The 13,367-nt window shown below is 39.4% G+C and carries 10 protein-coding genes and 1 tRNA gene; 9 read left to right on the plus strand and 2 right to left on the minus strand.

The features are described from left to right. Positions 1-160 precede the first annotated feature (160 nt). Together clpP and NV377_RS20565 are read right to left on the minus strand one after the other, a co-directional pair. Positions 161-745: an ATP-dependent Clp endopeptidase proteolytic subunit ClpP gene (gene clpP / locus NV377_RS20560; RefSeq protein ID WP_258202685.1), complete on the minus strand. Its 585-nt coding sequence runs from the start codon at positions 743-745 to the stop codon at positions 161-163. Positions 746-1,126: 381 nt separating this feature from the next. Next, a tRNA-Arg gene (locus tag NV377_RS20565) sits at positions 1,127-1,201 on the minus strand. Between the two features lie 233 nt (positions 1,202-1,434). On the opposite strand from NV377_RS20565, the gene NV377_RS20570 reads away from it, so the two are divergent. The 9 genes from NV377_RS20570 (at position 1,435) to rnr (ending at position 13,269) form a co-directional block, all read left to right on the plus strand. Next, the gene (locus NV377_RS20570; protein ID WP_258202686.1) at positions 1,435-2,484 is read left to right on the plus strand and encodes a sugar-binding transcriptional regulator; all 1,050 of its coding nucleotides are present in this window, start codon (positions 1,435-1,437) and stop codon (positions 2,482-2,484) included. Positions 2,485-2,547: 63 nt separating this feature from the next. Beyond that, a complete protein-coding gene (gap, locus tag NV377_RS20575) occupies positions 2,548-3,552 on the plus strand; it encodes a type I glyceraldehyde-3-phosphate dehydrogenase (protein ID WP_258202687.1) in 1,005 nt (334 codons plus the stop codon). A gap of 146 nt (positions 3,553-3,698) precedes the next feature. Beyond that, the gene (locus NV377_RS20580; protein WP_258202688.1) at positions 3,699-4,880 is read left to right on the plus strand and encodes a phosphoglycerate kinase; all 1,182 of its coding nucleotides are present in this window, start codon (positions 3,699-3,701) and stop codon (positions 4,878-4,880) included. A gap of 221 nt (positions 4,881-5,101) precedes the next feature. Beyond that, entirely contained in the window at positions 5,102-5,857 is a 756-nt protein-coding gene (gene tpiA / locus NV377_RS20585; protein ID WP_258202952.1) for a triose-phosphate isomerase, read from the plus strand. A 1-nt stretch (position 5,858) separates the two neighbouring features. After that, positions 5,859-7,394 carry a 2,3-bisphosphoglycerate-independent phosphoglycerate mutase gene (gene gpmI / locus NV377_RS20590; protein ID WP_258202689.1) on the plus strand — a complete coding sequence of 512 codons (1,536 nt, stop codon included), beginning with the start codon at positions 5,859-5,861 and terminating at the stop codon, positions 7,392-7,394. 121 nt (positions 7,395-7,515) lie between these two features. Next, entirely contained in the window at positions 7,516-8,808 is a 1,293-nt protein-coding gene (gene eno / locus NV377_RS20595; RefSeq protein WP_258202690.1) for a phosphopyruvate hydratase, read from the plus strand. Between the two features lie 205 nt (positions 8,809-9,013). Next, the gene (locus NV377_RS20600; protein ID WP_258202691.1) at positions 9,014-9,964 is read left to right on the plus strand and encodes a sugar phosphate isomerase/epimerase family protein; all 951 of its coding nucleotides are present in this window, start codon (positions 9,014-9,016) and stop codon (positions 9,962-9,964) included. Between the two features lie 91 nt (positions 9,965-10,055). Continuing rightward, entirely contained in the window at positions 10,056-10,292 is a 237-nt protein-coding gene (gene secG, locus NV377_RS20605) for a preprotein translocase subunit SecG (RefSeq protein WP_258202692.1), read from the plus strand. A 226-nt stretch (positions 10,293-10,518) separates the two neighbouring features. Then, positions 10,519-13,269 (plus strand): ribonuclease R, encoded by a 2,751-nt coding sequence (rnr, locus tag NV377_RS20610; RefSeq protein ID WP_258202693.1) that lies wholly within the window; start codon positions 10,519-10,521, stop codon positions 13,267-13,269. Positions 13,270-13,367: the final 98 nt, after the last annotated feature.

Raw genomic sequence — 13,367 nt, forward strand, 5'->3', positions numbered from 1 at the left:
AGTATAATATTGTATGTGACAAAAATCACGAATAGGGAAGTTGTGGGAATTAAGCAAATAAAAAGGACGATAGCTCATGACTTCACAGTGAACAAAACTATTCGTTCACTGTGAATCAATTGCTGTCGTCCCTATAGATGTACTATATGTTTGTAATGAATTATTCTACACGTTCAATAACTTTATCGATTAAGCCATATTCCATTGCTTCTTGAGCGCTCATGAAGTAATCGCGATCAGTATCCTTTTCAAGACGTTCAATAGTATTACCAGAACGCTCTGCAAGAATGCCATTCAATTTTTCACGCATTTTAATAATGCGGTTAGCACGAATTGCAATATCACTAGCTTGACCTTCAGCGCCGCCAAGTGGTTGATGAATCATTACTTCACTGTTTGGAAGTGCGAAACGCTTGCCCTTCGCTCCAGCAGTAAGTAAAAATGCACCCATTGAAGCTGCCATCCCTACACAAATTGTAGATACATCAGGTTTAATATATTGCATCGTATCGTAGATAGCCATACCTGCAGTGATTGAGCCACCGGGACTATTAATGTATAGATGAATGTCTTTTTCTGGATCGTCTGCTGTTAAGAAAAGCATCTGAGCGATGATGGAATTGGCAACGACGTCGTTTACACCAGATCCAAGAATGATGATGCGATCCTTCAGAAGTCGAGAATAAATATCATAAGAACGTTCTCCGCGATTACTTTGCTCGATAACCATTGGTACAAAGTTCATTTTTAACCAATCCTCCTAAAACTTTTCATTAACTACTTGGTACAACATCCTGTAGATGAAAAGTAGCATCGAAAGCACGACTTAACTTTTCATTAACTACTTGGTACAACATCTTGTAGATGAAAAGTAACATCGAAAGTTCCTCTTCAACTAAGTTGTGTAAATATCATAATAGAATTTTAATCAAAAGTCAAAGATAGTCAAACTTTATTTTTACTTCTCCATTGTTACCTATATTTGTAATATATAAACCTAATAAATTGGAGTAACTGTATCAGCTAAACATGATCATGAAAACAAAAAAGCCTGTACAAGTTATTTACTTGTACAGGCTTGGAAATAATAACGTATGTTTGTTATAAATAAGGTATGAAAGTATTATGGCGCGCCCGCTAGGAATCGAACCTAGATCTCAGGCTCCGGAGGCCTACGTCATATCCATTGGACCACGGGCGCTAATATAAGATAACATTGTAGATTATATGGGATAATATGAAGTGAAGCAAGTTTAAAATTTTATTAATTTATTAGAGCAATCGCTTACATGACGAAACAGCACTTGCAGTACGTTAAAATATTAGGTAAAATGATAGTGGGACTTAAAACACACCGCAGGGACATTAAATGTCCAACAAGTTCTGAGGTTAATGTGGTATTCGTGGACTCTTTCCGATGGAGTGATGGTATTTATGCGTCAGCTTATTGAACTGCAAAGGCAGTTAGTACCTGAGCTTTTGGATGTTATGAGAAAGCGGTATAGAATTTTGCAGCAAGTGATGCTTGCAGGAACGATTGGTCGCCGTGCGTTAGCAACAACATTATCGATGACCGAACGAGTACTAAGAGCTGAAACAGAGCTGTTGAAAGAACAAGGACTTCTTATTATTCAATCTTCTGGAATGCAATTAAGCGAAGATGGCAAGAAAACGCTTGAGGAAATTGAGCAACTTGGCGATTTCGTATTCGGTAGTTCAGAAATAGAAGAAAAGCTTAAGTCAATGTATGGTTTGAAACAAGTCATCGTAGTGCCAGGTGATTCAGAACAATCTGAAATTGCCAAGAAAGAATTGGGTCGTGCAACTGGCCTTCTGCTTAAGCAAGCGATACGTTCTGGCGATGTTATAGCGGTATCAGGCGGAACGACAACTGCACAAGTTGCCAAGTACATGAGTCTACCTAATACTATCAAAGATGTTGTATTTGTACCTGCGCGTGGTGGTCTTGGCGAAAGCTTGGATTATCAAGCCAATACAATCGTTTCTATGATGGCCAAACGTACTGGTGGACATTACCGATTACTACATGTACCCGATCATATTAGCTCTGACGCGTATGAGTCGATGATTCAAGAACCTTCCATTAAGGAAATTGTTCAAGTTATTCGAAATGCACGAATTATTGTGCATGGCATTGGTGACGCTATTGTAATGGCTAGAAGAAGAAAGACTGATCCTGAAGAATTGCAGGCTATGCTTGACGAGGGTGCAATGGCGGAATCATTCGGTTTTTACTTTAATCGAAGTGGTGAACTCATACACAAAATGAAAACAGTAGGTATGCGACTTGAGGATATAGCTAAAACTGAAGTGTTGATAGCAGTTGCTGGCGGTGCTAGTAAAGCCGAAGCTATTGATTCGATCATGAAGTTTGGATATGATCACGCACTTGTCACTGATGAAGGGGCAGCGTTGCGGATTATAGAGATGTATGAAGCTAATGGGCATCACGGCGAAGTGTAATTAATTACACTCGTCTTAAATAAATTTTTTCAAAAAACAAATCAACCTTAGGAGGATTTACTTATGATTAAAGTAGGTATTAATGGATTTGGACGTATTGGTCGCTTGGCATTCCGCCGCATTCAAAACGTGGAAGGTATTCAAGTAGTAGCAATTAATGACTTAACGGATGCTAAAATGCTAGCACATTTGCTTAAATATGATACAACTCAAGGTCGTTTCGACGGTGATGTTGAAGTACATGATGGTTTCTTCAAAGTAAATGGCAAAGAAGTTAAAGTTCTTGCTAACCGCAACCCAGAAGAACTTCCATGGGGCGAGCTTGGCGTAGACATCGTATTGGAATGTACAGGTTTCTTCACAACTAAAGAAGCTGCTGAAAAACACCTTAAAGGTGGAGCTAAAAAAGTTGTTATCTCTGCTCCAGCTACAGGCGATATGAAAACTATCGTTTACAACACTAACCATGATATTCTAGATGGTACTGAAACAGTTATCTCTGGTGCTTCTTGTACTACTAACTGTCTAGCTCCTATGGCTCAAGTATTGAACGAACAATTCGGTATCGTTCAAGGTCTTATGACAACGATCCATGCTTACACAGGTGACCAAAATACACTAGATGCACCACACCCTAAAGGTGACTTCCGTCGTGCTCGTGCAGCGGCTGAAAATATCATTCCTAACACAACTGGTGCTGCTAAAGCAATCGGTCTAGTAATTCCTGACCTTAACGGTAAACTTGATGGTGCAGCTCAACGTGTACCAACACCAACTGGTTCTCTAACTGAGCTTGTTACTGTGTTGAATAAAAAAGTAACAGTTGATGAAGTTAACGCTGCTATGAAAGCTGCTGCTAACGAATCATTCGGTTACACAGAAGACGAAATCGTATCTTCTGACGTAATTGGTATTACTTATGGTTCTCTATTCGATGGAACTCAAACTAAAGTTCAAACAGTTGGCGACCAACAATTGGTTAAAACTGTAGCATGGTACGACAACGAAATGTCATACACATCTCAATTGATTCGTACAGTTGAACATTTTGCAAAACTTATCAAGTAGTATTTGAGCAATATCAAAGAGCGGAAACAGTGATATTGTTTCCGCTCTTTATATATAATCGTTTCGTGAAGTTTCAACAATATTAGCATGACAAGGTTTTGTGGTTCTAAGCTATAGACAATATAAATGGTGCGGAGGAACGTCTAATGAATAAGAAAAGTGTACGTGATATCGAAGTAACTGGAAAACGAGTATTTGTTCGTGTAGATTTTAATGTTCCACTTGAAGATGGAAAAATTACAGATGACAAACGTATTCGCGAGACATTGCCTACAATCAATTTCCTAATTGAAAATGGTGCTAAAGTTATTCTAGCTAGCCACCTTGGTCGCCCAGATGGCGAAGTAGTTGAAGAGCTTCGTCATACTGCAAGTGCAGTTCGTCTTTCTGAGTTACTTGGCAAACCAGTTGTTAAAGCTAATGAGTCAGTTGGCGATGCTGTTAAAGCACTTATCGCTGACATGAACAATGGCGATGTATTGTTGCTTGAAAACGTTCGTTTTAATGCTGGTGAAGAGAAAAATGATCCAGAATTAGCGAAACAATTTGCTGATCTTGCTGATCTATTCGTAAACGATGCATTTGGTGCTGCTCACCGTGCTCATGCTTCCACAGAAGGTATCGCTCATTATCTACCAGCAGTTTCTGGTTTGCTTATGGAGAGAGAATTGGATGTATTAGGCAAAGCGCTTAACAATCCAGCTCGTCCTTTCACAGCTATCGTTGGTGGTTCTAAAGTTAAAGATAAAATTGCTGTAATCGAAAAAATGATCGAAATCGCTGATAACATCATTATCGGTGGCGGTCTTTCTTATACATTCTTCAAAGCTCAAGGTCATGAAATTGGTCAATCTCTTCTTGATAACAGTAAACTTGATCTTGCACTTGAGTTCATTGAAAAAGCGAAAGCTGCTGGCAAGAACCTATACTTACCGGTTGATATCGTTGTAACTGATGAGTTCAGTGCAAAAGCTAATACAAAAATTGTTTCTGTTGACAGCATTCCTGCTGACATGGAAGGTATCGATATCGGACCTAAAACTCGTGAAATCTACGCTGAAGTTATCAAAAACTCTAAGCTAGTAGTGTGGAACGGACCTATGGGCGTATTTGAAATCGAGCCATTCTCTCATGGTACTCAAGCAGTAGCGAAAGCAACAGCTGAAACTGAAGGTTACACAGTAATCGGTGGTGGAGATTCTGCAGCAGCAGCTGAGAAATTTGGCCTAGCGGATCAAATGAACTTCATCTCAACTGGTGGCGGTGCTTCCCTTGAATTCATGGAAGGTAAAGCTCTTCCAGGTGTAGTTGCACTTAACGACAAATAAGAACTAATCGTTCTAACATAAGCGTTCGATATACTTTTCATATACTGGCTAAGTATATCGAACGCTAAAAAGTTTTGACCATGCTCTCGAAGTAACTTTTCATTAACCGGGAAGTGAACCGAGAAGCAATAAAGAGTTTTTAATGTATGCTTTCGAAGTAACTTTTCGTTACAGAGAAGTTGTTTTTGAAAGTTAACGAAAAGTTTTTGGGAGGGTATATGATGAGTAGAACACCTATTATTGCAGGTAACTGGAAAATGTTCAAAACGATTTCAGAAGCGGTTTCTTTCTTCGATGCTGTTAAAGGTAAAGCTGAAGTTGCTGGAGTAGAAAGCGTAATTTGTGCACCATTTACAAATCTACCAGCACTTGTTGAGGCTGCTAAAGGCACATCTATTGCTATTGGCGCACAAAACCTTCACTTTGAAGATAACGGTGCTTTCACTGGTGAGATCAGTGGAGTAATGTTGAAAGATCTAGGCGTGAAATATGTATTGATCGGACACTCTGAGCGTCGTCAATATTTCGCTGAAACTGATGAAACAGTTAACAAAAAGGTTCATGCTGCGATTAAACATAACCTAGTACCTATCGTATGTATTGGTGAAAAGCTTGAAGAGCGTGAAGCTGGTACGACTAAAGATGTATGTAAAGTTCAAACTGAAGCTGCTCTTAAAGGTCTATCTGCAGCTCAAGTAGCGGACATCGTTATTGCATATGAACCAATTTGGGCAATCGGAACTGGTAAATCATCAACGTCCGCTGACGCTCAAGAAGTTATCTGTTATGTACGTAGCGTTGTTGCTGAATTGTATGATCAAGCAACTGCTGATGCTGTTCGTATTCAATACGGCGGTAGTGTTAAACCGGAAAATGTAACTGAGTACATGAGTCAAGCCGATATCGACGGAGCACTAGTAGGTGGCGCAAGTCTTGAGCCAAACTCCTATATCGCACTTGTCGAGGGGGCCAAGTAAGATGGCTAATCGCAAACCTGTTGCACTTATTATTATGGATGGCTTCGGTCTTCGTAATGATGTTGTTGGTAACGCCGTAGCACAGGCTAATAAGCCCAACTATGATCGTTATTTGACTCAATATCCGAATACAACTCTAACAGCATGTGGTGAAGCAGTGGGTCTACCAGAGGGGCAAATGGGTAACTCTGAAGTAGGACACTTGAACATCGGTGCAGGACGTATTGTATATCAAGATTTAACTCGTATTACGAAGTCTGTTCGTGATGGCGATTTCTATGATAATGAAACATTGCTTAAAGCATTGCTTCATGCCAAAGAAAATGGTAAAAAACTTCACCTTTACGGATTGTTATCTGATGGTGGTGTTCATAGCCATATCGATCATCTATTCGCTTTGCTTGATCTTGCGAAACGTAACGATTTCTCTGACGTATATATTCATGCTTTCTTAGATGGCCGTGATGTATCTCCCGATAGTGGGCTTGGTTATGTTGAAAGATTACAAGCGAAAATTCAAGAAGTAGGCGTTGGTAAAATCGCAACACTTCAAGGTCGTTATTATGCAATGGACCGTGACAAACGCTGGGATCGTGTAGAGAAATCTTATCGTTCTATGGTGTATGGTGATGGCCCTTCTGCAACAGACGCTTTGCAAGCTGTTAAAGATTCTTACGCTGCCAACGTATATGATGAATTCTTCGTACCTACCGTAATGTTACAAGAAGATGGTAGCCCTGTGGGATTAGTTGAAACTGGAGATTCCGTAATCTTCTTCAACTTCCGTCCTGACCGCGCGATCCAACTTTCTCAAGTATTTACGAATGAAGAGTTCCCTGGATTTGATCGTGGTGAGAAATTACCGAAAGATCTATTCTTTGTATGTTTGACATTGTTCAGTGAAACAGTTGGTGGATTAGTTGCTTACTCGCCGAAAAACCTTGATAACACGCTTGGTGAAGTATTGGCGCAAAACAACTTGAAACAACTTCGTACAGCTGAAACTGAAAAATATCCGCATGTAACGTTTTTCTTCAGTGGTGGACGTGATAAAGAACTACCTGGTGAAACTCGTGTCTTGATTAACTCTCCAAAAGTTGCGACATATGACTTGCAACCAGAGATGAGTGCTTATGAATTAGCAGAATCTACTGTTCGTGAGATTGAATCAGACAAACATGATGTTATTATTCTTAACTTTGCAAACCCAGATATGGTTGGTCACTCTGGTATGCTTGAACCGACAATTAAAGCGGTAGAAGCTACAGATGAGTGTGTTGGTAAAGTAGTAGACGCTGTACTTGCAAAAGGTGGCGTATGTCTAATTACTGCTGACCATGGTAATGCTGATATGGTGTTTGATGAAAATGGTCGTCCTCATACGGCACATACAACAAACCCAGTTCCATTCATTGTGACTTCCAATGATGTGCAATTACGTGATGGCGGAATCTTAGCTGATATCGCTCCAACTATGCTAACATTACTTGAAGTAGCAAAACCAGAAGAAATGACAGGCTCTACATTGATTAAGTAGTGTCATTCCATGTACAATATAAATATATAATTTAATTCGAGAAGTAATCCCTGATCGCTAAATATCAAAGGGAACTTAACTTTTTGAAATAATATTTAAAACCTAAAGGAGTTGTAACTTAATGTCTATTATCGTTGACGTATACGCACGCGAAGTTCTTGACTCTCGTGGTAATCCTACTGTAGAAGTAGAAGTTTCTCTTGAATCTGGTGGCAAAGGCCGCGCAATCGTTCCATCTGGTGCATCTACTGGTGCATACGAAGCTGTTGAGCTTCGTGATGGCGACAAATCTCGTTACCTAGGAAAAGGTGTAGTGAAAGCTGTTGACAATGTTAACACAATCATCGCTCCAGAAATTATTGGTCTTGATGCTCTTGATCAAGTTGCTATCGACCGTAAAATGATTCAATTAGATGGTACTGCTAACAAAGCTAAACTAGGTGCTAACGCTATTCTTGCAGTATCTATGGCTACTGCTCGTGCAGCTGCTGATGCTCTTGATGTACCTCTTTACACATACCTTGGTGGATTCAATGCTAAAGTATTGCCAGTTCCAATGATGAACATCATCAATGGTGGTGAGCATGCTGATAACAACATCGACGTTCAAGAATTCATGGTTCTTCCTGTTGGTGCTGAGACTTTCAAAGAAGCTCTTCGTATTGGTGCTGAAATCTTCCATAACCTTAAAGCTGTTCTTCATGACAAAGGTCTTAACACAGCTGTTGGTGATGAAGGTGGATTCGCTCCGAACCTTGGTTCTAACGAAGAAGCAATTGTTACAATTATCGAAGCTATCGAGCGTGCTGGTTACAAACCAGGCGAAGATGTATTCCTTGGTATGGACGTAGCTGCTACTGAGTTCCATAAAGATGGCAAATACGTTCTAGCTGGTGAAGGTAAATCCTTTACATCTGCAGAGTTCGTTGACCTTCTTGCTTCTTGGGTTGATAAATACCCAATTCTTACAATTGAAGATGGCCTTGGTGAGGATGACTGGGAAGGTTGGAAACTTCTTACTGAAAAACTTGGTAAGAAAGTTCAATTGGTTGGTGATGACTTGTTCGTTACTAACACTGAACGTCTATACGATGGTATCGAAAAAGGCGTTGGTAACTCAATCCTAGTTAAAGTTAACCAAATCGGTACATTGACTGAAACTTTCGATGCAATCGAAATGGCTAAACGTGCTGGATATACAGCAGTTATCTCTCACCGTTCGGGTGAATCAGAAGACAGCACAATCGCTGACATTGCTGTTGCGACTAACGCTGGACAAATCAAAACGGGTGCTCCTTCTCGTACTGACCGTGTTGCTAAATACAACCAATTGCTTCGTATCGAAGATCAACTTGGTTCTACAGCTCAATATGCTGGTAAAACTGCATTCTACAACTTGAAAAAATTCAAATAAGTTAATTCGTTAACTTATTATAAATAAGGGAAGTATTTCTTGCGTCTTAACAGATGAGGGAGTACTTCCCTTTTTTGTGCTCTTTTCTATACCATTTAGGAATAGACATATTGCAGTTATAGCTTTAATTTTGCAACTATCACATGAAAAACATCACTCTAGGTAATAATGAACCTAATAAATGCTGATGAGTGGGTGATGAATTATGAATGAGCCGATAAGTGAATTTGATAATAGATCTATTAATGAACCAACTAGTAATCAAAAGAAGGCAGCCAAAAACGACTCACGAAACGAGCCTAATAACGAATCACACAATGAGCTTAAAAATGAATCCAAGAACGACTCGCAAAAAGAACAAAAGAACGGTCCGATAATTGGTATGCAAATGTATTCGATGAAAAGACTCGCAGAATATGATATGACAAAAACTTTTGAAGATATTGCAAAAATAGGATATCAAGCAGTAGAGCTAGTTGGATATTATACGTATAATCCTCAACAAATGAGAAGAAACGTAAAGCGTTTCAATCTTAAAGTTCCATCAATTCACGTGCCATTACGTATTTATGACGAAGAAAAAATAATGGTGGATTTTGAGAAGTCTGCAGAATTTGCTGCGGAGATTGGTGCAAAATATATTGTTATTCCTTGGTTGCCGATTAGTGAGAAATTCAAAGAAACTGAAATACAATATCTCGTGCATTTAATTGGATCATGTATATCGATTTCTAGAAAGAATGGTTTACAACTTGTTCTTCATAATTACTCCAGAGAATTTAAAACAATAAATGATGAATTCGTACTGGAGGATTTAATAGGTCCATTTGATAAAGAGCAACTACAGTTAGAGCTGGATTTCGGAACGATTTATTTATCAGGTATTGATCCGTTTAAGATTTATCGAGAATATGAGGATCGAACACCATTGATCCATTTAAGAGATATAACTTATGGAAGACGAGATTGTAATCTTGGACAAGGTAAAATAGATTATGCTGGACAGTTACATCGATTACCTCATTTAGACGATAAAATACTGTACGTTGAACAACAATTGGATAGACAAAACGGACTGGAGCATGCTCGAAAAAATTTTGAATTTGTTAAAGAGCAAATCCAAAGACGTCTACCACCGAATCAGTATCAATTCTGATAACAACGTGTCCTATTGTATCAGCGCCTAATATATGTTAGAATCATATTATCTATTTTTGTATGGATTGGCTATGCTGGAGGTGGAAGAAATGGAAATTGCTTTGCAAATCTTACTAATTATTTTTGCGCTTGGTTTGATTGGAGCAGTATTGCTACAAAAAGGTAAAAGCGCGGGACTTACTGGTGCAATCACTGGTGGTGCTGAACATTTATTCGGTAAACAAAAGGCTCGTGGTTTAGACCTATTTTTGGAGCGTCTAACTGTGGTTTTGGCTGCAGGTTTCTTTATTTTGGCGTTAATAGTATCGTATTTTGTAGGTGTATAATTAAAGCATTGAAAAGCGAGGGATCCCCTCGCTTTTTTTTGTTGGTAACATACATATATTAGGATTGAATCAATCACATGATGTGTATACTTTATATAGGTAGTTCAAAAACATACTTTAATAATGAAGTAATTCTGGAAGTTTAATCGGCGTTGAATATGAAGTGTTGCTTTTTGAACATGCAATTATTAGTAACAATTATAGATAAGAATGAGGAGACAAATTTATGGTGAACGAGAGTCAATTGCTCGAATTTATGAAAGAAATCGCATATAAACCAATGACATATCAAGAACTAGAACAGCATTTTGAAATACGTGAGGCATCAGATTTCAAAGCTTTTCTAAAAATGCTTGTCGCTTTAGAAGAAGAAGGGAAGATCATTAGAACCCGCACTGAACGTTACGGTGTGCCTGAGCGAATGAATTTATTACGTGGACGGATACAAGCACATGCCAAAGGTTTTGGATTTCTTATTCCAGATGATAAGGAACATGGCGATGTATATATTCACGCCAACGACTTAAAAAGTGCTATGAATGGTGATATTGTCCTTATTCGTATTACAAGCAAAAGTGAAGCTGGAGGACGGATGGAGGGAGAAGTCGAGCGTATTGTAGTACGTGCGGTTTCTCAAGTCGTAGGTGTTATTGAGCATCACGAAGCTTTTGCATTCGTTATGCCAGATGATCAAAGGATTAATCGCGACATTTTTATTCCTAAGGGTAAAGCAAAAGGTGCCGTTTCTGGTCAAAAGGTAGTCGTTCAAATCAATGTATACCCTGAAGGTAGATCTGCTGCTGAGGGTGAAGTTATTGAAATACTTGGGCACAAAAATGATCCAGGTGTAGATATATTGTCCATAATACGTAAACATCAATTGCCAGAAAAATTCCCCGAGGAAGTTATGGCAGAAGCAGAAGCTGCTCCTGATGTCATTACTGAGGAAGAAATTACGAGTCAAAATCGTCGCGATTTACGTAATGAAGTAATCGTAACGATCGATGGTGCAGATGCCAAAGATCTTGACGATGCTGTTCATGTAAAACGTTTAGAAAATGGTAACCTATTGCTCGGAGTACATATTGCTGATGTAGGTTACTATGTAAAGGAACGTTCTGCACTTGATCAAGAAGCATTCCTTCGTGGATGCAGTGTGTATTTGGTCGATCGAGTTATTCCGATGTTACCACATCGTTTGTCTAACGGGATCTGTTCATTGAACCCACAAGTAGATCGTTTGACGCTTTCATGTGAAATTGAATTTGATGCAGAGACACTAAAGCAGGTTAGACATGACATATTTACAAGTGTTATTCGTACAACAGAGCGTATGACTTATACAGATGTACGTGATATTTTAACAGCTACAGAGGAAGAGCCTCAGACGGAATTGAAAGAACGTTACGCTCCGTTATTAGATATGTTTGAACTTATGGAACATTTAGCAATGAGATTGCGTAAGAGTCGCATGAAGCGCGGAGCGATTGACTTTGATTTCCAAGAGTCGAAGATCATTGTCGATGAGAACGGCAAAGCTGTAGATATCGTGAAGCGTGAGCGTTCAGTTGCAGAACAGATTATTGAGGAGTTTATGTTGGTCGCGAATGAAACAGTAGCAGAGCATTTCTACTGGATGAAAGTGCCTTTCTTATATCGTATCCATGAGGATCCAGATCAAGAAAAACTACAGACATTTATGACATTTGCTGCGAACTTTGGTCATGTTGTTAAAGGAAAAGGGAATTCTGTACATCCACGTGCATTACAGACACTGCTTGATAAAATTCAAGGTACGAAGGAAGCAACGGTAATCTCGACGATGATGCTTCGTTCTATGAAGCAAGCAAAATATGATGCGGAAAGCTTAGGTCACTTTGGACTTGCAGCAGAGTATTATTCTCATTTCACATCACCAATTCGTCGTTATCCCGATCTTGCCATCCACCGTGTCATTCGTGAAGTTATTGAAGGTGGCGGTACGCTAAGTAATAAACGTCAGGAAGCTTTAGCTATTCGTATGCCAGATGTTGCTCAGCATTCCTCACAACGAGAACGTATTGCCGTAGAGGCGGAACGGGATACGGATCGCTTGAAAAAATGTGAGTATATGCTTGATAAAGTAGGTGAGACATTCACTGGGATTATTGGCAGTGTAACAAGTTTCGGAATGTTCGTAGAGCTTGAAAATTCTGTTGAAGGATTAATTCGTCTTGGGGACATGACAGACGATTATTACAATTTCCATCAAGATCATATGATACTTGTTGGTGAGCGTACTTCTAAAATATATCGTATCGGCGATGAAGTGGAAATTACAGTAAATCGTGTGAATATGAGTGACCATACGATTGACTTCGTGTTTGCAGGTACGAAAGGAAACAGTGATCGCTACTTCGGTAGAGCCGGTCGCAAACGTCAAGATACAGCGTCAGCAGGTGATCGCAAACCAGCTCGAGGAGGAAAACCTGCCTCATCTGCTGGAGGGAGTAGTACTGATCGACGTAAGCCAAGAGATGGTGGAGACAATCGCCCTCGTCAAGGAGATAAGCGCTCTGCTGCAACTGATACTCGTGGTAGTAAAGGAAAGAAGAAAGACTTTAAACGTGGTCCGCGTACGAGTGCAGTAACTGATGGTAAGACAGCGAATCCATGGACTGAAGACACCACTCGCTTAGTTCTAGATTTTGATGCAGTGGACAAAGAAAAGGGAGCTACTCAGCCAGATCGTGAAGAGAGTGGAACATACTTCTCAAATCCATTTGCAGGCAAAGCACCAAGGAAGAAAAAGTCCAGCTCATCTCAAGGTGACAATAAGAAGTATCGTAAGAAGACATCAACAAGCGGTGTGTTCAATGGTGGTAAAGACAGTTCCAAATCATCAGGAGTTGTGCTAGACCCAGCTCAGAAAAAGGCAAAGAAGAAAAAAGATAAGGCTAAGAAAGCAATGGGTGGTTTTGTTCGTAAAAAGAAATAATTAACAATTTCTTTACCGAATATTAATACATTTAGATGAATAAAGGGAGAAAGCAAAAGGGCTAAAACTATTGCTTTTTCCCAATTCCTATAGTAAAC

It is taken from the genome of Paenibacillus endoradicis (assembly GCF_024721975.1).

Coding starts and splice junctions, on each gene's coding strand:
- clpP (WP_258202685.1), bottom strand. CDS start 745: ATGAACTTTGTACCAATGGTTATCGAGCAAAGTAATCGCGGAGAACGT.
- NV377_RS20570 (WP_258202686.1), top strand. CDS start 1,435: ATGCGTCAGCTTATTGAACTGCAAAGGCAGTTAGTACCTGAGCTTTTG.
- gap (WP_258202687.1), top strand. CDS start 2,548: ATGATTAAAGTAGGTATTAATGGATTTGGACGTATTGGTCGCTTGGCA.
- NV377_RS20580 (WP_258202688.1), top strand. CDS start 3,699: ATGAATAAGAAAAGTGTACGTGATATCGAAGTAACTGGAAAACGAGTA.
- tpiA (WP_258202952.1), top strand. CDS start 5,102: ATGAGTAGAACACCTATTATTGCAGGTAACTGGAAAATGTTCAAAACG.
- gpmI (WP_258202689.1), top strand. CDS start 5,859: ATGGCTAATCGCAAACCTGTTGCACTTATTATTATGGATGGCTTCGGT.
- eno (WP_258202690.1), top strand. CDS start 7,516: ATGTCTATTATCGTTGACGTATACGCACGCGAAGTTCTTGACTCTCGT.
- NV377_RS20600 (WP_258202691.1), top strand. CDS start 9,014: ATGAATGAGCCGATAAGTGAATTTGATAATAGATCTATTAATGAACCA.
- secG (WP_258202692.1), top strand. CDS start 10,056: ATGGAAATTGCTTTGCAAATCTTACTAATTATTTTTGCGCTTGGTTTG.
- rnr (WP_258202693.1), top strand. CDS start 10,519: ATGGTGAACGAGAGTCAATTGCTCGAATTTATGAAAGAAATCGCATAT.